This window comes from Pauljensenia sp. UMB3104 (genome assembly GCF_030217285.1).
GTDB lineage: Bacteria > Actinomycetota > Actinomycetes > Actinomycetales > Actinomycetaceae > Pauljensenia.
In genome coordinates this window covers 121,010-144,342 of record NZ_JASONN010000003.1, presented here as the reverse complement: position 1 = coordinate 144,342, position 23,333 = coordinate 121,010, and the positions used below count along the sequence as shown (strand labels likewise).

General features: G+C 65.7%; 22 protein-coding genes. 11 read left to right on the top strand and 11 right to left on the bottom strand.

Annotated elements, in window-relative coordinates; translation table 11 throughout:
* Nucleotides 1-65: 65 nt before the first annotated feature.
* The 3 genes from QP415_RS02780 to QP415_RS02770 all read right to left on the bottom strand — a co-directional run bounded on the left by QP415_RS02780 (nucleotide 66) and on the right by QP415_RS02770 (nucleotide 2,837).
* Entirely contained in the window at nucleotides 66-926 is an 861-nt protein-coding gene (locus QP415_RS02780; protein WP_048676605.1) for an NgoMIV family type II restriction endonuclease, read from the bottom strand.
* The gene (locus QP415_RS02775) at nucleotides 923-1,891 is read right to left on the bottom strand and encodes a DNA cytosine methyltransferase (RefSeq protein WP_285098519.1); all 969 of its coding nucleotides are present in this window, start codon (nucleotides 1,889-1,891) and stop codon (nucleotides 923-925) included. Before QP415_RS02775 ends, QP415_RS02780 begins: the two co-directional genes overlap by 4 nt.
* Before the next feature lie 169 nt (nucleotides 1,892-2,060).
* Nucleotides 2,061-2,837: a phosphomannomutase gene (locus tag QP415_RS02770; protein ID WP_048676602.1), complete on the bottom strand. Its 777-nt coding sequence runs from the start codon at nucleotides 2,835-2,837 to the stop codon at nucleotides 2,061-2,063.
* A 139-nt stretch (nucleotides 2,838-2,976) separates the two neighbouring features.
* Here QP415_RS02770 and dapE point away from each other — a divergent pair, with 139 nt between their 5' ends.
* From dapE to QP415_RS02755, 3 genes are all read left to right on the top strand, one after another.
* Complete coding sequence (gene dapE / locus QP415_RS02765; RefSeq protein WP_285098517.1) at nucleotides 2,977-4,158, top strand: succinyl-diaminopimelate desuccinylase; 1,182 nt, start codon at nucleotides 2,977-2,979, stop codon at nucleotides 4,156-4,158.
* A complete protein-coding gene (locus QP415_RS02760) occupies nucleotides 4,159-4,884 on the top strand; it encodes a TIGR00730 family Rossman fold protein (RefSeq protein WP_285098515.1) in 726 nt (241 codons plus the stop codon).
* A gap of 192 nt (nucleotides 4,885-5,076) precedes the next feature.
* Nucleotides 5,077-5,241 (top strand): DUF3117 domain-containing protein, encoded by a 165-nt coding sequence (locus tag QP415_RS02755; protein WP_016461442.1) that lies wholly within the window; start codon nucleotides 5,077-5,079, stop codon nucleotides 5,239-5,241.
* A gap of 63 nt (nucleotides 5,242-5,304) precedes the next feature.
* Here the strand turns inward: QP415_RS02755 and QP415_RS02750 are convergent, their stop codons facing one another.
* The 4 genes from QP415_RS02750 to QP415_RS02735 form a co-directional block, all read right to left on the bottom strand.
* Nucleotides 5,305-5,934 (bottom strand): O-methyltransferase, encoded by a 630-nt coding sequence (locus QP415_RS02750; protein WP_034475367.1) that lies wholly within the window; start codon nucleotides 5,932-5,934, stop codon nucleotides 5,305-5,307.
* Nucleotides 5,935-6,130: 196 nt separating this feature from the next.
* The gene (locus QP415_RS02745; RefSeq protein WP_285098514.1) at nucleotides 6,131-7,261 is read right to left on the bottom strand and encodes an Mrp/NBP35 family ATP-binding protein; all 1,131 of its coding nucleotides are present in this window, start codon (nucleotides 7,259-7,261) and stop codon (nucleotides 6,131-6,133) included.
* Between the two features lie 10 nt (nucleotides 7,262-7,271).
* The gene (locus QP415_RS02740) at nucleotides 7,272-7,847 is read right to left on the bottom strand and encodes a DUF1003 domain-containing protein (RefSeq protein WP_285098512.1); all 576 of its coding nucleotides are present in this window, start codon (nucleotides 7,845-7,847) and stop codon (nucleotides 7,272-7,274) included.
* Nucleotides 7,840-9,144, bottom strand: a complete 1,305-nt coding sequence (locus QP415_RS02735; protein ID WP_007589602.1) for a magnesium transporter MgtE N-terminal domain-containing protein — start codon at nucleotides 9,142-9,144, stop codon at nucleotides 7,840-7,842. Before QP415_RS02735 ends, QP415_RS02740 begins: the two co-directional genes overlap by 8 nt.
* A 101-nt stretch (nucleotides 9,145-9,245) precedes the next feature.
* Here QP415_RS02735 and QP415_RS02730 point away from each other — a divergent pair, with 101 nt between their 5' ends.
* Nucleotides 9,246-9,986, top strand: coding sequence for a general stress protein (locus QP415_RS02730; protein ID WP_285098596.1), 741 nt, complete (start codon nucleotides 9,246-9,248; stop codon nucleotides 9,984-9,986).
* A 20-nt stretch (nucleotides 9,987-10,006) separates the two neighbouring features.
* On the opposite strand, the gene QP415_RS02725 is transcribed toward QP415_RS02730, so the two are convergent.
* From QP415_RS02725 to QP415_RS02715, 3 genes are all read right to left on the bottom strand, one after another.
* Nucleotides 10,007-11,515 carry an aminopeptidase P family protein gene (locus QP415_RS02725; RefSeq protein ID WP_285098510.1) on the bottom strand — a complete coding sequence of 503 codons (1,509 nt, stop codon included), beginning with the start codon at nucleotides 11,513-11,515 and terminating at the stop codon, nucleotides 10,007-10,009.
* Nucleotides 11,516-11,638: 123 nt separating this feature from the next.
* Nucleotides 11,639-12,637 carry an asparaginase gene (locus tag QP415_RS02720; RefSeq protein WP_285098509.1) on the bottom strand — a complete coding sequence of 333 codons (999 nt, stop codon included), beginning with the start codon at nucleotides 12,635-12,637 and terminating at the stop codon, nucleotides 11,639-11,641.
* Between the two features lie 19 nt (nucleotides 12,638-12,656).
* On the bottom strand, nucleotides 12,657-14,117 hold the full coding sequence (locus tag QP415_RS02715) for an amino acid permease (RefSeq protein ID WP_285098508.1): 1,461 nt from the start codon (nucleotides 14,115-14,117) through the stop codon (nucleotides 12,657-12,659).
* Between the two features lie 239 nt (nucleotides 14,118-14,356).
* Here QP415_RS02715 and QP415_RS02710 point away from each other — a divergent pair, with 239 nt between their 5' ends.
* The 3 genes from QP415_RS02710 to QP415_RS02700 all read left to right on the top strand — a co-directional run bounded on the left by QP415_RS02710 (nucleotide 14,357) and on the right by QP415_RS02700 (nucleotide 16,599).
* Nucleotides 14,357-15,205 (top strand): PHP domain-containing protein, encoded by an 849-nt coding sequence (locus QP415_RS02710; RefSeq protein WP_285098507.1) that lies wholly within the window; start codon nucleotides 14,357-14,359, stop codon nucleotides 15,203-15,205.
* On the top strand, nucleotides 15,202-15,831 hold the full coding sequence (locus QP415_RS02705; protein WP_016461432.1) for a MarC family protein: 630 nt from the start codon (nucleotides 15,202-15,204) through the stop codon (nucleotides 15,829-15,831). Before QP415_RS02710 ends, QP415_RS02705 begins: the two co-directional genes overlap by 4 nt.
* A 201-nt stretch (nucleotides 15,832-16,032) precedes the next feature.
* Complete coding sequence (locus tag QP415_RS02700; RefSeq protein ID WP_016461431.1) at nucleotides 16,033-16,599, top strand: LPXTG cell wall anchor domain-containing protein; 567 nt, start codon at nucleotides 16,033-16,035, stop codon at nucleotides 16,597-16,599.
* A 322-nt stretch (nucleotides 16,600-16,921) separates the two neighbouring features.
* Here the strand turns inward: QP415_RS02700 and QP415_RS02695 are convergent, their stop codons facing one another.
* The gene (locus tag QP415_RS02695; protein WP_285098503.1) at nucleotides 16,922-18,409 is read right to left on the bottom strand and encodes a hypothetical protein; all 1,488 of its coding nucleotides are present in this window, start codon (nucleotides 18,407-18,409) and stop codon (nucleotides 16,922-16,924) included.
* 401 nt (nucleotides 18,410-18,810) lie between these two features.
* On the opposite strand from QP415_RS02695, the gene QP415_RS02690 reads away from it, so the two are divergent.
* From QP415_RS02690 to QP415_RS02675, 4 genes are all read left to right on the top strand, one after another.
* Nucleotides 18,811-21,177, top strand: coding sequence for a glycogen/starch/alpha-glucan phosphorylase (locus tag QP415_RS02690; protein WP_285098502.1), 2,367 nt, complete (start codon nucleotides 18,811-18,813; stop codon nucleotides 21,175-21,177).
* Nucleotides 21,178-21,347: 170 nt separating this feature from the next.
* Nucleotides 21,348-21,710: a GntR family transcriptional regulator gene (locus QP415_RS02685; protein ID WP_048676576.1), complete on the top strand. Its 363-nt coding sequence runs from the start codon at nucleotides 21,348-21,350 to the stop codon at nucleotides 21,708-21,710.
* Between the two features lie 19 nt (nucleotides 21,711-21,729).
* On the top strand, nucleotides 21,730-22,458 hold the full coding sequence (locus tag QP415_RS02680; RefSeq protein WP_285098501.1) for an ABC transporter ATP-binding protein: 729 nt from the start codon (nucleotides 21,730-21,732) through the stop codon (nucleotides 22,456-22,458).
* On the top strand, nucleotides 22,458-23,270 hold the full coding sequence (locus tag QP415_RS02675; RefSeq protein ID WP_285098499.1) for a hypothetical protein: 813 nt from the start codon (nucleotides 22,458-22,460) through the stop codon (nucleotides 23,268-23,270). The genes QP415_RS02680 and QP415_RS02675 overlap by 1 nt, the downstream gene beginning before the upstream one ends.
* Nucleotides 23,271-23,333: the final 63 nt, after the last annotated feature.

Below are 23,333 nucleotides of genomic sequence, written 5' to 3'. Positions count from 1 at the left end.
GAATAGACGGGTGTGCCCCGGGGATGTGTCCCCGGGGCACAACTAATATGCCCGTCAGAAGGGATCTAGATAGCCAGGTCGAGCGGAAGATCTGCGATATCGCGCAGGCGCTGCCCGTTAATCAGCGTGTCGAGAGTGCGTATCGCCTCGTCGTTGCCAGAAGCATGTGTTGCTTCGATGAGTTCCGGGAGCGCAAAGTGGTAGACGGTGTCGATGTCGCCGGTTCCCAGCGCGAGTGAAGAAAGCCTCGAGGGTGTCGGCTCGCCTGTCACAACCACGATATGCGGCGTACGCCCCTTCCTGTTTCTGATCAGATTCAGGGCTTCTGAACGGGCATTCTGAGCCCGGTCCGAACGCAGTGTCCACTTGCACGACACAACCGCGTGAATGATCGGAGAGGACTGGTTACAGGCCAGCAACGGGGAATATGAGGCAACCCCGTCAACGACGATCCCAGAATCACCCAGCTCCTGCGCACTGATTGGCTGACGCACGACGAGGACGTCCGGGGAAATGTCGTAGGAATTACCGAGGACGGCTGCGAGAGCGGGCTTCGCTGTGATGGCCTCGGCTAATTCGTCGAGGTGGCGATAAGGCTCAAACTGGGAGAGAAAATGACCCCTGCGCGTACTGCCAACGTTTTGAACGTCCCAGTCACCGGGGCGTAGAGGGGCGAGGAGAGGAAATGTGCGCGTAAGGAATGAGGTCACCGCACATTCGAAGAGACGACCCGAACTCTGTGCCTTCAACTTCCCAACGCCTCGTGATGCGCCTAATGACCGAGCAATAGACAGCGCAAGTTCACACGACAATTGCTGCGACTTGTCAGCATTGCTCGCGACACCGGACGCATCGATGGACAGTGTGTTCGTCTCGATGAGCTCGCGGTGGAATAACGCCCGCGCATGCGAGAGATTCAGAGTCATGCGACGGCCTCGCTGGACTTATCTGCGCGCGCCAACACCGACGCGATCTGCAGGCCGACAGCCTGGGCGACCGGAGGCGGGAAAGCATTCCCAACCTGACGATACGCATGCGTCTTCGCTCCGGTGATCGCCCAATCGTCAGGGAAACCCTGGATGCGAGCAGCCATGCGGACAGTCAGGCGAGGATCACCAGAAAAGTCAGGGTCGGGAGCCTGTGGCGCAATGGTCGATCCATTCACACCAAGTTCAGCCCATGCGCGCCGGGCGCGGGTTGGCCCCAGATCCGGGCCTCCATGCTTCTTGGAACCGCCGACGAGCGTGGGCGCAATACGGTTCGCCCGAGCAGCCCAGGCCTGTGCACCCTTCCACCCGCGCTCAGCCATGAGATCGACGAGGGTCTCTCCCACCGTGGGGGCAGGGTGCGGTGAAGGTGACGGGTATTCAAAAGAAACGGCAATATCATTGCGGAAACCAACCGCGATGACACGAGGACGAAGCTGGGGAACGCCGAAATCGGAGGCCTGCAGAAGCTTCCACTGAAGGGAGTAGCCGATCTGCGCCAAGTGTTCCTCGACGCTGGTGCGGTAGGCCGCAAACTTCGGATCGAGGAGTCCGCGCACGTTTTCGATCATGATCGCGCGCGGTCGAACCACGTTGACGAGCTCAATCATCGCGGGGAAAAGATCGCGTTCATCGTCAGCCCCGAGTTGCTTTCCGGCATAAGAAAAGGGCGGGCAAGGGACGCCTCCCGCAACCAGATCAACACCGCGGTATTCGTGTGCGTGTTCCTTGATCCAGGGGACAACGTCCCCCTCGACGACATTCCAGTCGGGCCGGTTTTCTCGAAGGGTCTGACAGGCGTGATGATCGATTTCGACGACAGCGAGGTGCTCGAAACCTGCCTGTTCGAGGCCGAGGGCCTGACCACCTGCACCGGCACAGATCTCAATCGATGTCAGAGCCATGTTCCACCTTCCGCCACTGTGTCTACCGGATGATTGTAGGGGAATGGCAGATGCGGGGAGCAGGTCGAAGCGCCGCGCGCTCTCGGTCGCAGGGGTGTTCTCACTCATATGAGCAGGCTACGATCAGCCATGCTCATCTGCGTCTTCGCGTGGCGCTGTTCGAAGAGAACTACCTCGTCCCCAGCGCGGCCAGTGCCGCCCCCGCGCTCAAACCGTCCGCGTCGAGGACGAAGGCTGGGTCCACGCAGTACAGGCCCGGACCGTGTGGGGCGGCGGGCGAGGTGGTGAGAGCATCGGCCAGCGCTGTGCGGACATCCTGTTCAGGGAGGGACGTCGTGAGGGTGCGCCCATCTGCGGAGATGGACAGAGACAGGGTGGCGCCCTCCTCGACGACTGGAACGCCCAGGCGCTCCAGGAGAGTCACCAGCAGGCCCGAGGCCTCGGAGACCGACACGGATGCCGGACGCGTGCCGGACGCCTCCACAGATGCGATACGCGATGCGCAGCGGTCGACGTAAGCGTCGATCATTCCGTCTCCCACGGACTCCCAGCCGTCCTCGGCACGCGGGAGGGACGGCTCATCCCCGAAGGCGGCCACGGCCTCGTCGATGAGAGCGAGCTCGGCGTCGGGGGCCAGCGCGCCCTCGCGCGAGCGGTCGATCGCGCGCCCACCCAGGTAGATGAGCGCCTCGCCCGACGCGCGCACGTACACGGCGCCGTCCGCCATGACCATGCGCACCGAAAACGCCGTGAGGGGAGCGGGGAGCGCGCGCGGCATGAGGAGGGCGTGTCCGCCGGCTGCTTCGATGATCGCCGCGCCGTCGCGCGCGCTGTCCTGATTCTCGGGGGCTTCGAAGCCAATGATGAGGCGGAAACGGCTGCCGGTACGCGCGGACAGGAAAGAAGCGATACCCGCAAACAGCGACGGGCTAGCACAGCGTGTCATGTGCTGAGGGTAACACTGTGGGTGCCTCGCGCAAAAACCGGTATCAGGAACGAGGCGTGGGCGTGCCCTGATGCGACGGCGGGAAGACGCAGGTGGGGGAGCGCGCCGGTATCCTGGAGGCATCCATGAAGGAGGAATCATGCAGCTGACGAACGTGATGGATGCCGTTGAGCTGACGCGCCAGATGGTCGACATTCCCTCGGTGTCGGGGGACGAGGGCCCCCTGGCGAACGCCGTCGAAGAAGCCCTGCGAGGCGCCGGATTCGGGTCGGTCCCTGCCCTGGAGATCCTGCGCGACGGGGATGCCGTGTGCGCGCGGACCCGGCTCGGCCTCGCCCAGCGCGTGGTCCTCGCCGGCCACCTCGACACCGTTCCGATCGCGGATAACGTCCCTGGCCGCCTCGAGGAGCGCGACGGGGTCACGGTCCTGTGGGGGCGCGGGTCGGTCGACATGCTCGGCGGTTGCGCGGCGGCGCTCGCGCTCGCCTGCGAGGTTGGGGCGGCCATCCGCGAGGGCAACGACGCCACGCTGGATGCCGACGTCACGTGGATCTTCTACGACCACGAGGAGGTCGCCTCACATCTCAACGGCCTCGGGCGCGTCCAGCGCAACCATCCCGAGTGGCTGGCGGGCGACCTGGCGCTGCTGGGTGAGCCCACCGCCGCTCACGTGGAAGGCGGCTGCAATGGCACGCTGCGCGTCATCGCGCACTTCCCGGGGCGTGCGGCTCACTCGGCGCGCGCGTGGATGGGGGTCAACGCGATTCACGCGATGGCTCCCGTCATTGAGCGCATCGCCGAGTACGGAAACCCCGTCGTCACGGTCGACGGTCTCGAATTCCGAGAGTCCCTGTCCGTCGTGCGCGTCGAGGGCGGCATCGCCAACAATGTGATTCCAGAGGCCGCGTCGATGACCGTCAACTACCGTTTCGCCCCCTCCACGCGTGCCGAGGATGCCCTGGAGTGGGTGCGTGGGCTCTTCGAGGGGACGGGCGCCACGATCGAGGTCGACGACCTGTGCGAGGGGGCCAGGCCGGGCGCGGACTCACCCCTGGCCCAGCGGTTCCTGTCCGTCGCGCGCTCCGTCGCCCGCGCGCAGGGCAGCGAGCTCCAGCTCAGCGCGAAGGTTGGGTGGACCGATGTCGCGCGCTTCAGTGAGGTCGGTGTACCCGCCATGAACTTTGGCCCCGGTGATCCGCTGCTGGCGCACACGCGCGACGAACACGCGCCCGTATCGGATATTGTCAGAGTGCACGACACGCTGCGCGCGTTCGTGCTCGCATCGATCGGCGATGACGCCGACACACACGAGGAGGCATGAATGACCAAGCCGACGCACACCTATCGCCGCGGATCCGTCGTCCTACGCGGGGACCAGATTCCGCGCCTGACGGCAGACGCGTCCCTGCTTCAGTCCGAGCAGAGCGCCGACTGGAAGCACGAGGACCCGTGGCGCGTCCTGCGCATCCAGTCCGAGTTCGTGGAGGGCTTCGAGGCGCTGGCCGAGGTCGGTCCCGCCATCTCCGTCTTCGGTTCCGCACGGACGCGTCCCGAGGAGCCCCTCTACGAGTGCGCTCAGCGGATCGGCCACCTGCTCGTCGAGCGTGGCTACGCGGTCGTCACAGGCGGTGGTCCCGGCATGATGGAGGCAGCGAACCGGGGCGCCTGGGAGGCCGGCGGCACGTCCGTGGGGCTGGGTATCGAGCTTCCCCACGAGCAGGGGATGAATCAGTGGGTGAACCTGGGTGTTAACTTCCGTTACTTCTTCGCCCGTAAGACGATGTTCGTGAAGTACTCCCAGGGTTTCATCGTGATGCCCGGCGGCTTCGGCACGATGGATGAGCTCTTCGAGTCCGCGACGCTGGTGCAGACGGGGAAAATTCGTTCGTTCCCGTTGGTTCTCGTGGGCACCCAGTACTGGTCGGGTCTGGTGGAGTGGATCCGTTCCTCGATGGTCGAGGCCAGAATGATCTCTCCGGGCGATGTGGACCTGCTGCGCGTCGTTGATGATCCGGAGGAAGCGGTTCGTCTCGCGACGGGTGCCTAGTAGTTAGTTCCTCTTTCTGAGGGTTCGAGAATTGCGCGTAATGCTGCGATAATCGGCCTAATTGATCGGATGGCCTATTTTCTTTTGATTTCTCTTTGCGAGCTGTTAAGGAAAAATGGCGCTTTTCCGGTAAAATGGGTATGTTACCCCGCCTGTGGAGGCGCGGGCATAACTCTGAGAAGGAGTACTCTCATGGCAGCAATGAAGCCTCGTACGGGGGACGGCCCCCTGGAAGTCAGTGCTGAAGGTCGCGGTATCGTCATGCGGATTCCCACGGAAGGGGGCGGGCGTCTCGTCATCGAGATGACTCCGGACGAAGCTGCGGAACTCGCCAGAGCGCTCGGCGCAGCCATCTGATCCAATACATAGAAGCGGTGGGCCAGGTTCTCCTGTCCCACCGCTTCCTTGTAGTCTCGGGGCTCAGCGCTTGACCGCGACCGCCAGGCCGTCGCCGACGGGCAGCAGCGCGGGCACGAACTCCTCGGAATCGCGCAGGTAGTTGACGACCTCGCGTGCGACAACGGTGTGCGCGTCGCGACGCGCCGGATCAGCAACCTGATCGTGCCACAGTGCGTGCACGAAGGCGATCGTGCCACCGGGGCGCAGGATGCGAACAGCGTGGTCGAGGTACTGCGGGGTTTCCTCCAGATCGCCATCGAGGACGACCATGTCGTAGCCGCGGGCGGCCATGCGCGGCAGCACATCAAGAGCGCGCCCGGCGATCAGGCGCGTGCGGTGGGAGGAAAGACCCGCTGCGGCGAAGTTGCGACGTGCATGCCCCAGGAGCTCGGACTCGGAGTCAATCGTCGTCAGGACGCCATCGGAGGCCATACCATCGAGGATCCACAGCCCTGAAACGCCAGCACCGGTACCGATCTCGAGGACAGCACGCGCGCCCGACACGGCGGCGAGCATGCGCAGGGCGGCACCCGTCCCCGGGGAGACAGGAGTGGCGCCCATTTCCGTGGCGACGGCGCGTGCGGCGGTCAGCGCGTCGCTCTCCGCAACATAGTCCTCGGTGTACACCCACGTCTGGGCCTTGTCCGCCATCGCCTTGATCCTCACGTCGTATTGGTCGCCTCGGCGAGAGGCGCGCACGCGCTGCGCCCTCCCCACGCATCAGCGTACAGGCGGCGTGACGTCAGGGCGCGGTGGCACTCCGATTCCCAGCGAAAACAGCGCGTGACGAGCAGACAAAACCCCGGCCTCGTGCAAGGCTGACGAGGCCGGGGAGAGTCGTGTGGACTCAGTGCTGGATGGGGGAGACACCGAGCGGGCGACCCGCCAGGCCGCGGTTCGCCGACGACAGCTGCTTGGCGAGGGCCGTGAGCTCCTCGGCGGCGGGGCCCGAGGCGACGGCGACGGGCTCGCCACGGTCGCCGCCCTCACGCAGCGCAATGTCGATGGGCACCTGGGCCAGCAGCGGCACGGAGTAGCCCAGCTGCGCGGTCAGGCGCTGCGAGACGGACTCGCCGCCGCCCGCGCCGAAGATCTCCAGGCGCGAGCCGTCGGGCTGGGGTAGGAACGACATGTTTTCGACGACGCCGATGACCTTCTGGTTCGTCTGCGAGGCGATGGAACCGGCGCGCTCAGCGACCTCGGCGGCCGCGACCTGCGGGGTCGTCACGACGAGGATCTCCGAGTTGGGCAGCAGCTGCGCGATCGAGATCGCGACGTCGCCCGTTCCCGGAGGCATGTCGATGAGCAGGACGTCCAGGTCGCCCCAGAACACGTCCGCGAGGAACTGCTGGAGGGCGCGGTGGAGCATGGGGCCGCGCCAGATGACGGCCTGGCCGTCGGGCACGAACATGCCGATCGAGATGACCTTGACGCCGCCCGCGCCCACGGGCGGGATCATCATGCCATCAATGACCTGCGGGTCGTGGTCCACGCCGAGCATGCGCGGGATGGAGAAGCCGTAGATGTCCGCGTCCATGACGCCGACCTTGAGGCCCTGCGCGGCCAGCGCGGCGGCCAGGTTCGCGGTCATGGAGGACTTGCCGACGCCGCCCTTACCGGAGGTGACGGCGATGACGCGCGTGAGGGAGTCGGGGCGGGAGAAGGGAATCTCGCGCTCGGGGCGACCGCCGTTGAGCTTCTCGCGCAGCGCCTTCTTCTGGGCCTCGTCCATGACGCCCATCTCGACGGAGACGTTCTCGACGCCGTCGATGGCGCTTACGCGCTCGGTGACGTCCTTGGTGATCTGGGTGCGCAGGGGGCACCCAGCGGTGGTGAGCAGGACCTTGACGGCGACGGAGGAACCGTCGATCGTGACCAGGTCGGGGGTCACCATGTTGAGGTCGGTGATGGGGCGGCGGATCTCGGGGTCGATGACCTGGCCGAGAGCCTCCATGACGGAATCAAGCGTGACTGGCATGGACTCCACTCTACTGGCCGGTGTGCCCATCTTCTAGGGGACGAAGGGCACCATCGGCCTCGGCCTCAGCATCCGCCTCGTTCGACGAGGCGTTGGCCGCGTCCGCGGCGATCTCCGCGCGCAGGTCCTCCAGCATGTCGCGCAGCTCAGAACGCACGAAGTCGCGCGTCGCGACGTCCTGGAGCGCCAGGCGCAGGCCGGCGATCTCGCGCGCGAGGTACTCGGTGTCGGCGAGGTTACGCTCCGCGCGAATACGGTCCTGCTCGGCCACGACGCGGTCGCGGGCGTCCTGGCGGTTCTGCGCGAGCATAATCAGCGGGGCCGAGTACGAGGCCTGGGTCGAGAACGCGAGGTTCAGGAGGATGAAGGGGTAGGGGTCCCAGGCGGCTTTCTCGCTGATACCGGCTAGCATCAGGTTCGCGCCGATCCACGCGATGACGAAGATCGTCATGTAGAGGACGAAGCGGGGCGAGCCCATGAAACGGGCGGTGGCCTCGGCGAAGCGGCCGAAGCCGTCGCCGCCGCCTGACGAGCGGCGGAAGAACCACTGACGCTTGTCGATCGGGTTATCCAGGCGATCAGCCATCGATGCTCCTTGCCATCATGCGGTCGGTCACGTCGTCGTCGAAGTCACGCCAGTCCTCGGGCAACAGCTCGTCGAGGACGTCATCGACCGAGACGGCGCCGTGCAGGTGCCCGTCCTCGTCGACGACGGGCAGGACCGTCAGATTGTAGGTCGCCAGCAGACGCGTCACGGTCGCGATGTGCGCGTTGGGATCCACGGACTCGATGTCGCGGTCCAGGATCGTACCGAGCAGAGTCTGCGGGGGCTCGCGCAGCGCGCGCTGGATGTGCACCATACCCAGGTACTGGCCGGTCGGGGTCTCCTGGGGCGGGCGTGCGATGAAGGCGACGGTCGCGATCGAGGCCGGGATGTCCTCGCGTCGCACGGCCGCGAGCATCTGTGCGACGGTCGCGTTGGGGCCGAAAATGACGGGCTCGGTGGTCATGAGCGAACCCGCGGTCGACTCGTCGTAGGTCATGAGTCGACGCACGTCCTCGGCCTCTTCGGGCTCCATGAGGGCCAGCAGGGACTGAGCCTTCGCGGCGGGCAGCTCGGCAACGAGGTCCGCCGCGTCGTCAGGCTGCATGACGTCCAGGACGTCGGCGGCTCGGGCGGCTTCCAGCGCGGAGACGATCGCGATACGGTCGTCGTTACCCAGCTCCTCGAGCACGTCGGCGAGGCGCGCGTCCGTCAGCTGCATGGCGACCGCCATCTTGCGATCCTGGGGGAGCGTGTGCATGAAGTCCGCCAGGTCGGCGGGGCGCATGTCCTCCGTGTACTGCACGAGCGCGGTCGCCGCCTGGTTCGAGTCGGTCTTGAGCAGGCCCGACACCTCGGACACGTCGACCGTGAGGGTCTCGCCGCTGCGCGTGAAACCGAGGGAGGACGTGCGCACGCGCTGGACGTGCAGCGTGGAGATCACCCAGTCCTTGGGACGGCGCTGACGCATCGCGACGTCGAGGATACGCACCTGGCCGGAGCCATCGTTCATGGTGACGACGCGATCGAAGAGCTCAGAGAGGACGAGCGTCTCGATGGGACGCTGGGTGAACGAACGGATGTTGAGCAGGCCCGTCGTAATGACCGAGCCGGACTCGATCGCGGTCACTCGAGTGAGCGGCAGGAAGACACGCTTACGCGGGCCGACCTCGACGACGAAGCCGATGACGTTGGCCTCGGATTTCAGCCGAAAGATGACAACGACATCGTGGATCTTGCCGACCTGGTCGCCCAAAGGGTCGAAAACACTAGTGCCAGCGAGCTTTCCGATGTAGACGCGGCGGCCCTTGGTGCCTAGTTCAATAGATGCAATGCTCACTCTTCCATCTTAGGCTGGTGACCACAGATGCGTACTGATGAGCCGGTCGCCGCATGAACAATGCGTTCCATGCCACCGAGGCCGGGGACGAAGGAGAAGAAATGGCTGTCGTGATGGACCCGCAGATGCCCACGGGCACCGAGGTCGCCTCGTACGAGACCTACGCGCAGGCCCGTGCCGGTGTCGACTTCCTGTCGGATGCTGGCTTCGATGTTTCCGCGATCACGATTGTCGGCTCCGACCTGCACCTCGTCGAGCGCGTCAAAGGACGCCTGACGATCGCCCGCGCGTCCCTCTCGGGCGCCTCCAGCGGCGGACTGTGGGGAGCCCTGTGTGGCATGCTCATGTCCGCCGGACAGAGCGCGGGCGGAACGGGTTCGTGGGTCGTCGGCGGCATCATCGTTGGCGCCCTGATCGGTATGGCTCTGTCCGCCCTGTCCTTCATCATTCGCGGACGCAGCCGCGACCTCGTGTCCTCTCAGCAGGTTGTCGCGCAGCGCTACGCGGTCCTGGCCTCGGCCGACATTGACCGCGCCTATCAGATCCTGCAGCGCACCCCCGGCAACCGCGCGCGCGTCGTGCGCCCGCGTACGGAGCAGGAGCGTCCCAAGAAGGATTCCGTCGGCTTCTTCCCCGACGGCCGCCCCCGCTTCGGTGCAGCGACCAAGGACGGGGAGGTGCCCGGTGGTCGTGAGACGCCCGAGGCCATGTCCACCCAGACCCACGCTCCCGTGAGCGCGCCCGAGGCCTCGGCCCCTGCAACGATCAGCCCCGAAAGTGCGGCGTCCGGACACGAGGACGCCCCGGCCTCGTCCCCCGAAAAGGACCAGACCGAGGCGTAACCTCAGCGTCTTCGCGCCCCTCAGCGGGACTGAACGCGCGCGATCCACTCCTCGACATCCGCGATCGTGCGCGGGATGTCCTCGGAGATGCGCGTGACCGTGCCGTCGGCGTTCACCACGACGTCGTCTTCGATGCGCACGCCGATGCCCCGGTATTCCTCGGGGATCAGCAGGTCGTCGGCGCGGAAATACAGGCCCGGCTCGATCGTGAAGACCATGCCCGGCTCCAGCAGTGCGCCCTGGTAGAGCTCCGCGCGTGCCTTCGCGCAGTCGTGCACGTCCAGGCCCAGGTGGTGGCTGGTGCCGTGCGGCATCCAGCGGCGGTGCTGCTGGCCCTCGGGGGACAGCGACTCTTCGGGGGTGACGGGCAGGATGCCCCACTCATACAGTCGAGCGGCGATGACTTTCATGGCGGCGTCGTGCACGTCCTTGAAGCGGCAGCCCGGCTCGTTGGCGCGGGCCAGGGCAGCCTCGCAGGCGTCGAGGACAGCCTGGTAGACGCGGGCCTGGACCTCGGTGAAACGACCGTTGACGGGCAGCGTACGCGTGATGTCGGCCGTGTAGAGGGAGTCGACCTCGACGCCCGCGTCGACGAGCACCAGGTCGCCCTCGCGGACCGTTCCGTCGTTGTCGATCCAGTGCAGGGTGTTCGCGTGGTTGCCCGAGGCCGCGATGGTCTCGTATCCCTCGCCGTTGCCCTCTTCTCGGGCGACCGCTCGGAATGCGCCCTCAATCACGCGCTCGCCGCGACGGTGGCCCACAGCGCGCGGCAGGACGCGGATGATGTCCTCGAAGCCGGCCTTGGTGACCTCGACCGCGCGGATCATTTCCTCAAGCTCGAAGGCATCCTTGATGAGGCGAATCTCCGAGAGATGTTCTTCGAGGGCCTCGTCCTCCTTGCGCGCATCCTCTCCCGCGGGCAGCGAAGCCTGCGTGCGCACCTCGTTCACCATCGCCTCGACGTTGGCGTCGACGCCGCGCACGATGCGCAGCTGCACGGTCCCGGCGTCCTTTGCCAGCACGTCGCGCAGCGTGTCGATGTGGCGGGTCTCCAGGCCGGTCTGCGCGCTTAGCTCCTCGAGCGAGGGGCGCGCGCCCACCCAGAATTCGCCGTAGCGCGGATCCGCGTAGAACTCCTTGGAGGAACGCGACGCGCGGGGCTTAAAGAAGAGCAGGGGAGTGTGCGTGCCATCCTCGTTTGGCTCCAGCACCAGGACGGTGTCCGGCTCCTTCTCGCCGCCCAGGCCAGACAGGTGCGCGAACGCGGAGTGCGCGCGGAAACGGTAGTCGCAGTCGTTCGAGCGGACCTTGTAGGGGCCCGCAGGCACGACGAGGCGCTCGCCCGGGAAGGGAGCACCGGCCTTGAGGGCGCGGTCAGTCAGGAAGTCGGCGACACGTTCGCGCTCGGGCATCTCGGAGGGGCGAGGCCCCCACCCGGTGCCAATGAAGTCGCGGAACGCGGAGGACTGGGGTTGGCGGGATCGGTTTTGGCCGCGGTCGGCCATGGACTGGGAGGCTTCTTCACTCATGGTCACTATTCTACGGCCCCTCGGCCCAGGGGAGGACCCGATGGTCATGACAAACCCCGGCCTCGTTCCCAGGTCATGCGATGGACGCTGGGACGAGGACGGGGCAGGTCGGGTGGGAGAAGATCAGTCCTGGAGGGTGAGCTCTCCCGCGATGGACAGGTCCATCCAACGCTTGAAGTCCGCGCCGCGCTTGCCCTGCGAGAGCAGGAAGACGGTCTTGGCGTAGAGAGCCTCGAGCGTCATGTCGTGCGCGCCGATCGCGCCGAGGCGCGCCAGGGCGTTGCCGGCCTCGTAGTGGCCGAGCATGACCTCGGACTGGTAGCACTGGGAAGCGACGATGATCGGCACATCGGCGTTGGCGAGCTCGGTCAGGACATCCACGAGGCCCGGCTCGGACGCGGGGATGTTACCCACGCCGAAGGTGCGCAGGATGACCGCGTCCGGGTGGGGCGTCGTCATCGCGCGCAGGCGCGCTGCGCTCATGCCGGGAACCACGTCGATGACGGCGACGTCCTGGCGCGTGTACGGGCTGGGATCCTGCCAGCCGGTACCGGGATGGGGAGCGCCGTACCAGCGCCACGGGGCGCCCGTGCGTGCCATGGGGGACACGGAGGGCGACTCGAAGCCGCGGAAGGCCCACGACGAGGTCTTCGTGGCACGGTTGCCCGCCAGGAGCTTGTGGCCGAAGAACAGCATGACCCCGCGAGCGTGGCGCGAAATCGCCGCCCGCAGCGCACCCGTGACGTTCGCCGACGCGTCCGAGCCGACGACGCCGAGGGGGTACTGGGAGCCGGTCAGGACGACGGGCTTACCCATGCTCGCCAGCGCGTAGGACAGAGCAGCGGCCGAGTAAGCCATCGTGTCCGTGCCGTGCAGGACCAAGAAGGCGTCTGCTTCGTCGGCGTGCGCGTTAATGTCGTCGATAATGGCCTGCCAGTCCTCGGGGGTGGCCTCCGAGGAATCGATGAGCGGGTCCAGCGTCGACATCGAAATGTTCGACGCCAGCTCGATGCCTTCCAGCTGGGAACCAAACCAACCCTGCAGGTCAGCGCCGGGGCGCAGACCCTCCGGGGAATCGACCATGCCGATGGTTCCACCGGCATACGTGACGTGAAGACGCACGGTCAGTCCTTTCGTTCGATCAGTCGCCCGACACCAGGGTCTCGTCACCCTGGAGCGAGGCGGCGGCCTCGTCAGTCAGGTTGCCGACGCGCCCGCGCACGAAGTACCAGCCGGCGACCATCAGGACGACGACCACGCCGAAGAGCGCGAGGGTCCAACGGCCAGACTCGGAGGTCACGTTCGAGGCCACGACGACAGCGAAGAACAGGAGCGCCAGGTAGTTGGTGTAGGGCGCGCCAGGCATACGGAACGAGGGACGCTCCGCCTCGCCGCGCTTGACCTTGCGCAGGAACGCCAGGTGCGAGATGAGGATCATCGCCCACGTGCCGGCGATGCCGATGCCCGCCAGGTCCATGACGATGTTGAAGGCGTTCTCCGGAACGAAAGCGTTGAGCAGAACGCCCAGCAGGCCGAGCGACGCGGTGATGATGATGCCGCCGTAGGGCACGTGGTTCTTGTTCAGACGCGACGCGAAGCGCGGGCCCTCGCCCACGAGCGCCATCGAACGCAGCGTGCGGCCGGTCGCGTACAGGCCGGCGTTGAGCGAGGAGAGGGCCGCGGTCAGGACGACCACCTGAATGATGTCGCCCGCGTGGGGCACACCGAGGCCGGAGAAGAACGTCGTGAACGGGGACTCGTTCGACGAGTAGGCGTTGTAGGGAAGCGCCAGGGCGAAGAGGACGACGGAGCCAACGTAGAAGAAGAAAATGCGGATGACCATCGAGTTGATGGCTTTGGGCAGGATCTTGGCAGCATCCTTGGCCTCGCCGGCCGCGACGCCCACCATCTCGGTGCCGCCGAAGGCGAAGACAACGCCCAGCGTCAGGGCGAAGACGGGGGCCAGGCCCTCGGGGAACCAGCCGCCGGACTCGGAGATGTTGTGGACGCCCGCGCTGTAATCGCCGACGTGCGCCTGCGTGATGATCGCCCAGATGGCGACAGCCATGAAGATAAGGATCGTGGCGACCTTGATCATCGCGAACCAGAACTCGGCCTCGCCAAAGGCCTTGACGCTGAGCATGTTCAGGACGAACACGAGGGCCAGCGCGACGAGGGCGATGACCCACTGCGGGACGCCCTGGAACATTGTCCAGTAGTGCATGTAGAGCGCCACCGCGGTGATGTCAGCCATGACGGTAACGGCCCAGTCCAGGAAGAAGAACCAGCCGGTGATGAACGCGCCCTTCTCGCCCAGGAACTCGCGGGCGTAGGACACGAACGCGCCCGAGGAGGGACGGCGCACCGCCAGCTCGCCGAGGGCGCGGACCATCAGGAACGCGAAGACGCCACACACCGCGTAGGCGAAGGCCAGCGCGGGGCCACCCTGGGCCAGACGGCCGCCCGCACCCAGGAACAGGCCGGTGCCAATCGAGCCGCCGATGGCGATCATCTGGATGTGTCGGTTTTTCAGAGCCTTGTTGTACCCGGCATCTCCCGCGTCGGTCGCGGTGGACACCTGGGTCTGATCCTTGTCAGACACGCATGTACTCCAATCGGTGTTGAGGGAGGCCAAACGGCCGTGTGATGTCAGTTTCCTACAGTCGGCAGCTGACCGCTGCAGGTGAGCCGGTGGTCACCATCGTGTGGGACGCGGTGAGAGAACGTGCAAAAAATACGGTCAAGATCGGGCAAAAACCGGTATTTTGACGAGGCTGTGAGGCGCTCGCGGCGGCCTTTCGTGTACGCGGTTGTGTGATGGGATTAATGGGGTAATCTCAAATGGTGAAGCGAATTGACCCCCATACTCATAGCGCGTATTCCGATGGGACGGATACGCCCGCCCAGCTCCTGGCAATCGCCGCGCAGGCCGGGCTGGACGCCATCGCGCTGACCGATCACGATACGACGACCGGATGGGACGAGGCCGCAGCAGCTGTCGCGAGCACCGGCGTGAGCCTCATCCGGGGTGCCGAGATGTCGTGTTCGTCCTCGGGGATCACCGTGCACCTGCTGGCCTACCTTTTCGACCCGGCCAGCCCCGGCCTCGTCGATAATTTCCGCCGGACTCGCGAGGATCGCGAAACGCGCGCCCTGCGCATGGTGGAGAACCTGAGCGCGGACTACCCGATCACGTGGGAGGATGTCCTTTCCTTCGCACCCGAGGGCGGGCCCGTGGGGCGTCCGCACATCGCCGACGCGCTCGTCGCCGCCGGTGCCTTCCCCGACCGCAGTGCCGCTTTCGTCAAGGCCCTGCACCCGTCAGGTCCGTACTACGTGCACCACTGGGCGCCCGACCCGGTCGAGGCCGTGCGCTGCGTGCGCGAGGCCGGGGGAGTGCCCGTCCTGGCCCACCCCCGCGCTCGCAAGCGCCAGCGCCTGCTGCCCGAGGCTGTTATCGCCGAGATGGCACAGGCCGGCCTCTTTGGCATCGAGCGCGACCACCGCGACCACGCGCCCGAGGACCGCGCCGACGTCGAGCGCATGGCCCGGGAGATGGGCCTGGCGATGTTCGGCTCCTCCGACTACCACGGGACGGGCAAACCGAATCGCATCGGCGAAAATACGACGGACCCGCAGGTCATCGCCGAGGTCGTCGCGCAGGGCTGCATCGAGGTGGTCGAGCCGTGAGTCTCTTCGACGTCACCCTCTTCGCGACCGCCTTCGCGACGCTGACGGTCATTATGGACCCCGTCGGCACCGTCCCGATCTTCCTGGGGCTTACCTCGCGCTTTACGCAGCCGAAGCAGCGTCGTGCCGCCATCCAGGCCACGCTGGTCTCCTTCGGTGTCATCCTGACGTTCGCGATCCTCGGCGGGCAGATCCTTCGCCTCCTCCACATCTCGATGGAGGCGCTCCAGCTCTCGGGCGGCGTCCTGCTCTTCCTGGTCGCCATGGAACTCCTCATGGGCACCGACTCCTCGACGCCCGATACGGGGGACGAGGGCGTGAACGTCGCGCTCGTGCCGCTGGGGACGCCGCTCCTGGCGGGGCCCGGCTCGATCGTTGCGGTCATGGTGGCCGTCGGGCAGGCCGGCACAAACGTCGGCTCGTGGATTGCGGTCATTGTCGCCGTGGTCCTGGCCCATGTCGTCATGTGGCTGACGATGCGCTTTTCCCTGGTGGTCTCCCGGTTCCTGGGCCCCGGCGGCATCATGCTGCTGACAAAGATCTCTGGTCTGCTGCTGGCAGCCATTGCGACGCAGCTCATCATGGAGGGAATCTTCCAGTTCATCGCGGCTGCACACCTGGGCTGACCTGGGCATTTGTTGTTCGATCCATGCTCGTCAGACTGGCTCGTTATGGTGACGTGCGACGCGCCGAGGGGTGATTTGCGAAAATCTGTGCGTATCGGTCAGGAAGTGTTGTAGGGTGGAGGAGAACGCCGTGACACGACACGGCCCGAACTGGTCAGGGTCACGCATTCATCCCTCACCACATCCGTACCAGGAGTAACAATGAAGAAGACGACCTCGTCTCTGCTCGCCGCGACCGCGGCGCTCGGCCTGATCGCTGCCTCGGCTGGTGTCGCTTTCGCCGCCGAGACCCCCACCGCCCCCGAGCCCTCGGCCCCGGCTACCGAGGCCCCCGCCCCCGAGCCCTCGGCCCCGGCCGCCGAGGATCCGGCCCCCGAGCCCTCGGCCCCGGTCACCGAGGAGCCGGCCCCCGAGCCCTCGACCCCGGGCGATAACAACACCGGTGGTTCCGCTGAGACCCCGACCCCCGCCGATGATTCTTCGGCTCCCGCCCCCGTCGCCGATCAGGGTGGCGCAGGCGCGGCCTCCGGCCCCGTCGGCAACGCTGGCGTGTCCACCCGCGGCCAGATCGCGACCGGCAATGGCCCGGCCCCCGTTTCCGCTCGTGGCGGCATCCGCAACACGAACGCCCCGGCTTCGTCCGGCGCCCAGGGTGGGGCTGCCCCGACCCTGGCGAACACCGGTTCCGCCGCTTCGATCGCCGCTGGCGCTGGCGTCATCGCTCTGGCTGGTGGCGTGACTCTCGTGGTCGCTCGCAAGCGTCACTGAGGCGTCCTCGCCTGACAAGCACCGCGGGCCCGCTCGTTTCGAGCGGGCCCGCGTTTTGTCTAGTTTGCGCAGATCGCGCGATAGTTGTGCACGAACGTGCAGTTAAAAACCGCGAATTTGCACCGAAAAATCATCGTTTCGCCTTGATTTGATGCGTGCATCACATGCACAATGGAACTACCGAAAGTCACCATGAATTGAGCCCTCATGATGAACCGGTGATGGGAAGTGGCACCACTCATCAAGAGCGGTGCCACTTTCCTGTTGATGCGCCCCTGCGGGAAGTGCCCCCGCAGGGGCGCTCCCTCGCAGGGGCTAGTGCTTAGCGCTGACGGCGGCGCAGAGCCAGGGCTCCCAGGCCTGCCAGGCCCGCCATGATGGCGGCTCCAGCCAGCATCGGGGTATCCGCACCCGTGCGAGCGAGGTTGCCGCTCGGGGTCGCGGACGGGGCAGGAGCCGGGGTCGTCGCCTCGGGCGTCGGGGAATCCGACGGTGCCGGGGTGCTGGGTTCCTCGGTGGGAACCGTGCACTCGCTGTCCGTGCCGGTCAGCCAGTTGTGCAGGACGATCGGGGCCAGGATCGGGGAGCCCTCGAGGGTCTCGCCGGTCAGGGTGCCGTTGATGTTGAAGGAGAAGCTCGAGTTTGCGGGCATGTGCTCGATCGTGACGGTGATGGTCTTGCCGTCCTCGCTGACCTTGATGTCGCCCAGGCCCTCGACGGTGTTCGTGAAGCCGTTACCCTGGAGCGCGCCGGCGCCGGGGTTGGAAATCGTGTTGATCGTGGAGGCGTCGAACTTCAGGCCCTGGACGGCCTTGATCGTCAGCGTCGCGTTGGTGATGTCCTTGTGCGTTGCGCCGTACAGGCGCAGGGTGCGCGAGTCGCCGACCTTCGCCTCGCCGCGGGAAGTGAACCAGCCGTCAGCGTTGGCCTCGCCCCACTTGGGTTCCTCGGAACCCCAGGAGCCCGAGTACTTGGAACGCTCGTTGATGTCGCGCGAGTAGGGGCTCCACACGGTGCGGTCCACGGTCGTGACCTGGCACTTGGTGAGCTCGGGGGTCTCGGGGGTGGGCAGGTCGCCGCACACCTGGCCATTGGCCGGGAACTGGGCGCCGACCAGGTTGGCGGACGCGGTCGAGGACTCGGCGCCCTCGGGGAAGGTGCCCGTGAACTGGAAGATCGTGCCGGTGTTGGCGTCGAGGCCCTTGTTCAGCGTGATGGTCCAGATGTTCTTCGCGGCGTCGGTCAAGGTGGCGGTGAAGTCGCCGTCGTTCCACGTGTACTCGGCTTCACGAGGGCCCCAGGCCTGCATGTACGCGTTGAGGCCCGCGCGGGTCTCGAGCTTGCCGATGAACTTAGTGTCGGCCATGTCGTCGGGCAGGTCGACGGTGATCGTCGTGCCGGCGGCCAGCTTGTTCTTCGTGGCCACGGGGAAACGCCAGTTCTGGGTGGAACCGGCGATCCAGTGGTTGGCCTCGAACATGCCCGGAGCCTTGTAAGTCTCGGTGTTGAAATTCGTCGAGATCTTCGAGGTGTAGCCGTTGTTCGAGCCGGTGGCGATCTTGTTGACGGTGCCGTCGGCGTTAAGGGTGATGTCGGCGGGGTTCACCAGATCGGGGTGGTGGGCCAGGATGTCCGTGTCGAGGATCGCGGCGGCGGTCCAGTCGGCGCGGCACGAGGTGGACTTGTCGCCGTTGGCGGTGCCGGGGCTCGGGGGCTGGTTATCGTGAGAGGTCGCGGCCATGGCGGGGCCTGCGATCAGGGCCGTCGCAACGGCGGCAGTCAGGGCTGTTGAAATGGTCAGCCTATGCATTGGTTTCATCGTTGTCCTCAGGGTGGTATTCGTTCAGTCCACAGAGTACTGGCCGTTCGGTCTATTGTTAGTTCGGTCAGCATTGGTTACAAGAGAACCTTAGTGGATGAATGTTGACCGTGTCCTACGTTTGCGAAAAGTTATTGAATGAATCTGGCCCGTCTTCGTGCTGGTGGGGTTTGTTTCGGGCCCGCAAATTGGTGCCAATCTGGGCCTTTGGTCATGGGTGCGCTCATGGGGGTGTATTCCGTCACGTAGGTGGGGGTGGGGTTTCTCCCAGTGCTGTGTCAGAGGAGGGAATTGAGCTGCACAATCGCTACCCTCTAGAGTTGAGGCCAGCCCCGACCCGGGGCGCTCGCCGCTCGCGGTGGGCATGGCGCAGTTACAAAAAAGGAAATCGTATGACGCTGGATCTGACGCAGTCGCTGCCCTCTCATGTGCGTGCGACCTCTGGACGCCCCGTTGAAGATTCGACCCTGATGGAGGTGTGGCAGGGCCTGTCCGCCGCAATCGTCGATCAGATCGCGGATAACTGGGCTGCCACCACGGAGCGTTACGCCAAGGGCCGTCAGGAACACTACTTCTCCGCCGAGTTCCTCATGGGTCGAGCCCTGCTCAACAACCTGTCGAACCTCGGCCTCGTCGAGAAGGCTCGCGAAGCCCTCGCCGCCTACGGCCTCGACCTCGGTCAGGTCCTCGAAGAAGAGCCGGATGCCGCTCTCGGTAACGGTGGCCTCGGCCGCCTCGCCGCCTGCTTCCTCGACTCCTGCGCCACCCTCGACCTGCCCGTGCGCGGCTACGGTATCCTGTACCGCTACGGCCTGTTCAAGCAGCTCTTCGACAACGGCTTCCAGACCGAGCATCCGGACCCGTGGATGGAGGAGGGCTACCCCTTCGTCACCCGCCGCGAAGAGCGCTCCCGCATCGTCTCCTACGCCGACCTGACCGTGCGCGCCGTCCCCTACGACATCGCGATCACCGGCTACGGCACCAAGAACGTGGGCACCCTGCGCCTGTGGAAGGCCGAGCCCATCGAGGAATTCGACTACGACGCCTTCAACTCCCAGCGCTTCACCGACGCCATCGTCGACCGTGAGCGCACCATGGACATCTCCCGCGTCCTGTACCCCAACGACACCACGTTCGAGGGTAAGGTCCTGCGCGTGCGCCAGCAGTACTTCTTCTGCTCCGCCTCCCTGCAGGAGATCGTCGAGAACTACGTGCGTCACCATGGGACCGACCTGAACGGCTTCGCCGAGTACAACGCGGTTCAGCTCAACGACACCCACCCGGTTCTCGCCATCCCCGAGCTCATGCGCATCCTCATGGACGAGCATGGCCTCGGCTGGGAAGAGGCCTGGAAGGTCGTCTCCAAGACCTTCGCCTACACGAACCACACGGTTCTGGCTGAGGCCCTCGAGACCTGGGACATCCATATCTTCGACCGCCTGTTCCCGCGTATCGCCGAGATCGTCCGCGAGATCGACCGTCGCTTCCGCATCGACATGGCTGAGCGTGGCCTCGACCAGGGCACCATTGACTACATGGCCCCCGTCGCCGGCAACACCGTGCGCATGGCCTGGATCGCCTGCTACGCGTCCTACTCCATCAACGGCGTCGCCGCCCTCCACACGGAGATCATCAAGCGCGACACCCTCAAGGAGTGGTACGCGATTTGGCCCGAGCGCTTCAACAACAAGACCAACGGCGTGACCCCGCGTCGCTGGCTCAAGCAGTGCAACCCCCGCCTGGCCGCCCTCCTCGACGAGGTCACCGGTTCTGACGCGTGGGTCCGCGACCTCACCGTGCTCTCTGACTTCACCGAGGCTGGCACCGACGATGTGCTCAAGCGCCTGGGCGAGATCAAGCACGCCAACAAGGTCGACTTCGCCGCGTGGGTCAAGGAGCGCGAGGGTGTCGAGATCGATCCCGACTCGATCTTCGACGTCCAGATCAAGCGTCTGCACGAGTACAAGCGTCAGCTGCTCAACGCCTTCTACGTCCTGGACCTGTACTTCCGCATGAAGGACGACCCGACGCTGGACACCCCCAACCGCGTGTTTATCTTCGGTGCGAAGGCCGCCCCCGGCTACATCCGCGCCAAGGCCATCATCAAGCTCATCAACGCCATCGCGGAGCTGGTGAACAACGATGAGGACATCAACGGCCGCATCAAGGTCGTCTTCGTCCACAACTACAACGTCTCGCCCGCCGAGCACATCATCCCTGCCGCCGACGTCTCCGAGCAGATCTCGATGGCCGGCAAGGAGGCCTCGGGCACGTCCAACATGAAGTTCATGATGAACGGCGCCCTCACCCTGGGCACGCTGGATGGTGCGAACGTTGAGATTCTCGAGGCTGTGGGCGAGGACAACGCCTACATCTTCGGCGCGACCGACGATGAGCTGCCCGAGCTGCGTCGCCACTACGACCCCCGTTGGCACTACGAGAACGTCCCCGGCCTCAAGCGCGTCATCGACGCCCTGACCGACGGCACGCTCGACGACTCCAACTCCGGCTGGTTCCACGACATCCGCCACTCGATCCTCGAGGGCGGCTACGACCCGGCCGACGTGTACTACGTCCTGGGCGACTTCGCCTCCTACCGCGAGACCAAGGATCGCATGGCCGCCGATTACCGCGACCAGAAGGCCTGGAATAAGCGCGTGTGGGCGAACATCTCCCGCTCCGGCCGCTTCTCCTCGGACCGTACGATCTCCGACTACGCTCGCGAGGTCTGGCACATCGAGGGTGAGCCGATCGACTGACGCAATCGCGTAGGGGAGGCCCGGAAACGCACGGTTCCGGGCCTCCCTTGTTGTGTCAAGACATGTGGTTGTATCGTTCTGTGAGCCAACTGTATTAGTGGGTTGACACAGTTGTGCATCTGTGTCATTGTATTAGTGTATTAATACAGTAAGACAGGAGGGACGCGTCGATGCGCATCGATGACACCCGCCCCATCTGGATCCAGCTGGCCGACAGCTTCCGCGCCCGTATCACCGACGGCACGTGGAAGCCCGGCCAGAAGATCCCCTCCGTCCGCGACCTCGCCATCGAGGCCGGCACCAACCCCAACACCGTCCAGCGAGCCCTCGCCGCCCTCGACGACGAAGGACTCACCGTCCCCAAGCGGACGGCCGGACGATATGTCGCCACCGACGACACTGCGCTGCGTACCCTCCGCCAGGAGGATGCGCGCGCTGCGGCCGACGCCTTCATTCGCGCCTGCCGAGCCCTCGGTGTTGAGCGCGAAGGTGCCCACGGCCTCGTCGATGAACGCTGGAACGCGGACCTGTAACCCAGGAGGACACACTCTCATGACCACCCAACCCACAGGCGCGAGCGCGGCCGGCCCCGGCCTCGTCGAGGTCACCGGCCTGACGAAGAGCTACCGCTCGACCCCAGCCCTGCGCGACTACAACCTGAGCCTCGAATCCGGACACATCGTGGGCCTCATGGGCCCCAACGGCTGCGGCAAGACCACGCTGCTCAAGATCCTCGCCGGAGTCCTCTCCGACTACCAGGGCACCGTGACCATCGATGGGCACGCGCCCGGTGTCGCCACCAAGGCGATCGTCTCCTATCTGCCCGACGCCGACTTCCTGAACACCGACTGGACGGCTGCGGACGCGATCCGTGTCTACTCAACGTTCTTCGCCGACTTCGACGCCGACAAGGCTGCCTCGATGGTCGACTTCTTCGGACTGCCCACCGACCGTCGCCTCGGCCAGATGAGCAAGGGCATGGGGGAGAAGCTCCAGATCAGCCTCATCATGTCCCGGCGCGCCCGCGTGTACCTGCTCGACGAGCCCATCAGCGGCGTCGACCCGGCGACGCGCGACGTCATCCTCGATGGCATCCTGCGCGAATTCGACCCCGCCTCGCTGCTCATCATGTCCACCCACCTCATCTCCGACATCGAACACTTCGTCGACTACGCGATCTTCATGAAGGACGGACAGGTCCTCCTCCAGGGGGACGCCGACGACCTGCGGGCCGCCCATGGCGATTCCCTCGACGCCATCTTCCGGAAGGAGTACCGCTGATGTACGCCAAACTGCTTGTCTACGAGATCCGCTCGCGCGCCGTGACGGACGGGCGTTCCTTCGGGGCGTTCATCGCTGTTATCGCGGTTGCTGCGGGAATCGTCGCCGCGGGGCTGCCGGGGATCAGCGGATCCACCGCTGTCCTCGCCTACGCCCTGTGCGCGCTCACGCCGGTCGCCTGCGCGATCGCGGCCCTGGCCGACTACTGGAAGACCCTCTACGGGCAGCGCGGCTACTTCACGATGAGCCTGCCGATCTCCGGAAAAGTCATCTTCTGGGCGAAGAACACCCGCATCATGATTGAGTGCCTCCTGGCCCTCGTCCTGGCCGTCGGCGGAATGCTCGCCGTCGCTTCGGCCGCCGCGTGGAGCGACGGCATCAGCCTCGCGGAGTACACGGCCGGACCGCGTTCGCTCGTGGCCGGAGTTCCCACCTCCACCGTTGCCCTCATGATCGCCGTTCAGATCATCCTGTGGATGTCGTGGGTCGTGCAGGCCTGCGCCGCCATGACGATCGGCGCTGAAGGACGCTTCAACCACCTCGGATTCGGCGCGCCCATCATCGGTTTCGTCCTGCTGTACATCGTGAACCAGGTGCTTTCCACGGTTGGCACGTTCTTCTTTCCGCTGTCCGTCACGACTGATGGCCACTTCTCCACCGAGATTATGTGGACCTCGTACCGCGCGACGATGGGAACCGAGGGGCAACCGAACGTCATCGGCATCGGCTCCTATGTCCTCTTGCCCCTGTTCGCCCTGATCCTGGGCCTGTGGGCCTCCCGCTCGATCGAGAAGCACACGTCCTTGCGCTGAAGGCGTGATGCGCTGACCGGCAGTTGGCGGTGGGATAGGGTGGTGACATCCGATCCCGCCGCC

Bases quoted from the DNA above. Each gene is read 5' to 3' on its own strand.
- QP415_RS02780 (WP_048676605.1), bottom strand. From the start codon at position 926: ATGACTCTGAATCTCTCGCATGCGCGGGCGTTATTCCACCGCGAGCTC.
- QP415_RS02775 (WP_285098519.1), bottom strand. From the start codon at position 1,891: ATGGCTCTGACATCGATTGAGATCTGTGCCGGTGCAGGTGGTCAGGCC.
- QP415_RS02770 (WP_048676602.1), bottom strand. From the start codon at position 2,837: ATGACACGCTGTGCTAGCCCGTCGCTGTTTGCGGGTATCGCTTCTTTC.
- dapE (WP_285098517.1), top strand. From the start codon at position 2,977: ATGCAGCTGACGAACGTGATGGATGCCGTTGAGCTGACGCGCCAGATG.
- QP415_RS02760 (WP_285098515.1), top strand. From the start codon at position 4,159: ATGACCAAGCCGACGCACACCTATCGCCGCGGATCCGTCGTCCTACGC.
- QP415_RS02755 (WP_016461442.1), top strand. From the start codon at position 5,077: ATGGCAGCAATGAAGCCTCGTACGGGGGACGGCCCCCTGGAAGTCAGT.
- QP415_RS02750 (WP_034475367.1), bottom strand. From the start codon at position 5,934: ATGGCGGACAAGGCCCAGACGTGGGTGTACACCGAGGACTATGTTGCG.
- QP415_RS02745 (WP_285098514.1), bottom strand. From the start codon at position 7,261: ATGCCAGTCACGCTTGATTCCGTCATGGAGGCTCTCGGCCAGGTCATC.
- QP415_RS02740 (WP_285098512.1), bottom strand. From the start codon at position 7,847: ATGGCTGATCGCCTGGATAACCCGATCGACAAGCGTCAGTGGTTCTTC.
- QP415_RS02730 (WP_285098596.1), top strand. From the start codon at position 9,246: ATGGCTGTCGTGATGGACCCGCAGATGCCCACGGGCACCGAGGTCGCC.
- QP415_RS02725 (WP_285098510.1), bottom strand. From the start codon at position 11,515: ATGAGTGAAGAAGCCTCCCAGTCCATGGCCGACCGCGGCCAAAACCGA.
- QP415_RS02710 (WP_285098507.1), top strand. From the start codon at position 14,357: ATGGTGAAGCGAATTGACCCCCATACTCATAGCGCGTATTCCGATGGG.
- QP415_RS02700 (WP_016461431.1), top strand. From the start codon at position 16,033: ATGAAGAAGACGACCTCGTCTCTGCTCGCCGCGACCGCGGCGCTCGGC.
- QP415_RS02695 (WP_285098503.1), bottom strand. From the start codon at position 18,409: ATGCATAGGCTGACCATTTCAACAGCCCTGACTGCCGCCGTTGCGACG.
- QP415_RS02690 (WP_285098502.1), top strand. From the start codon at position 18,811: ATGACGCTGGATCTGACGCAGTCGCTGCCCTCTCATGTGCGTGCGACC.
- QP415_RS02685 (WP_048676576.1), top strand. From the start codon at position 21,348: ATGCGCATCGATGACACCCGCCCCATCTGGATCCAGCTGGCCGACAGC.
- QP415_RS02680 (WP_285098501.1), top strand. From the start codon at position 21,730: ATGACCACCCAACCCACAGGCGCGAGCGCGGCCGGCCCCGGCCTCGTC.
- QP415_RS02675 (WP_285098499.1), top strand. From the start codon at position 22,458: ATGTACGCCAAACTGCTTGTCTACGAGATCCGCTCGCGCGCCGTGACG.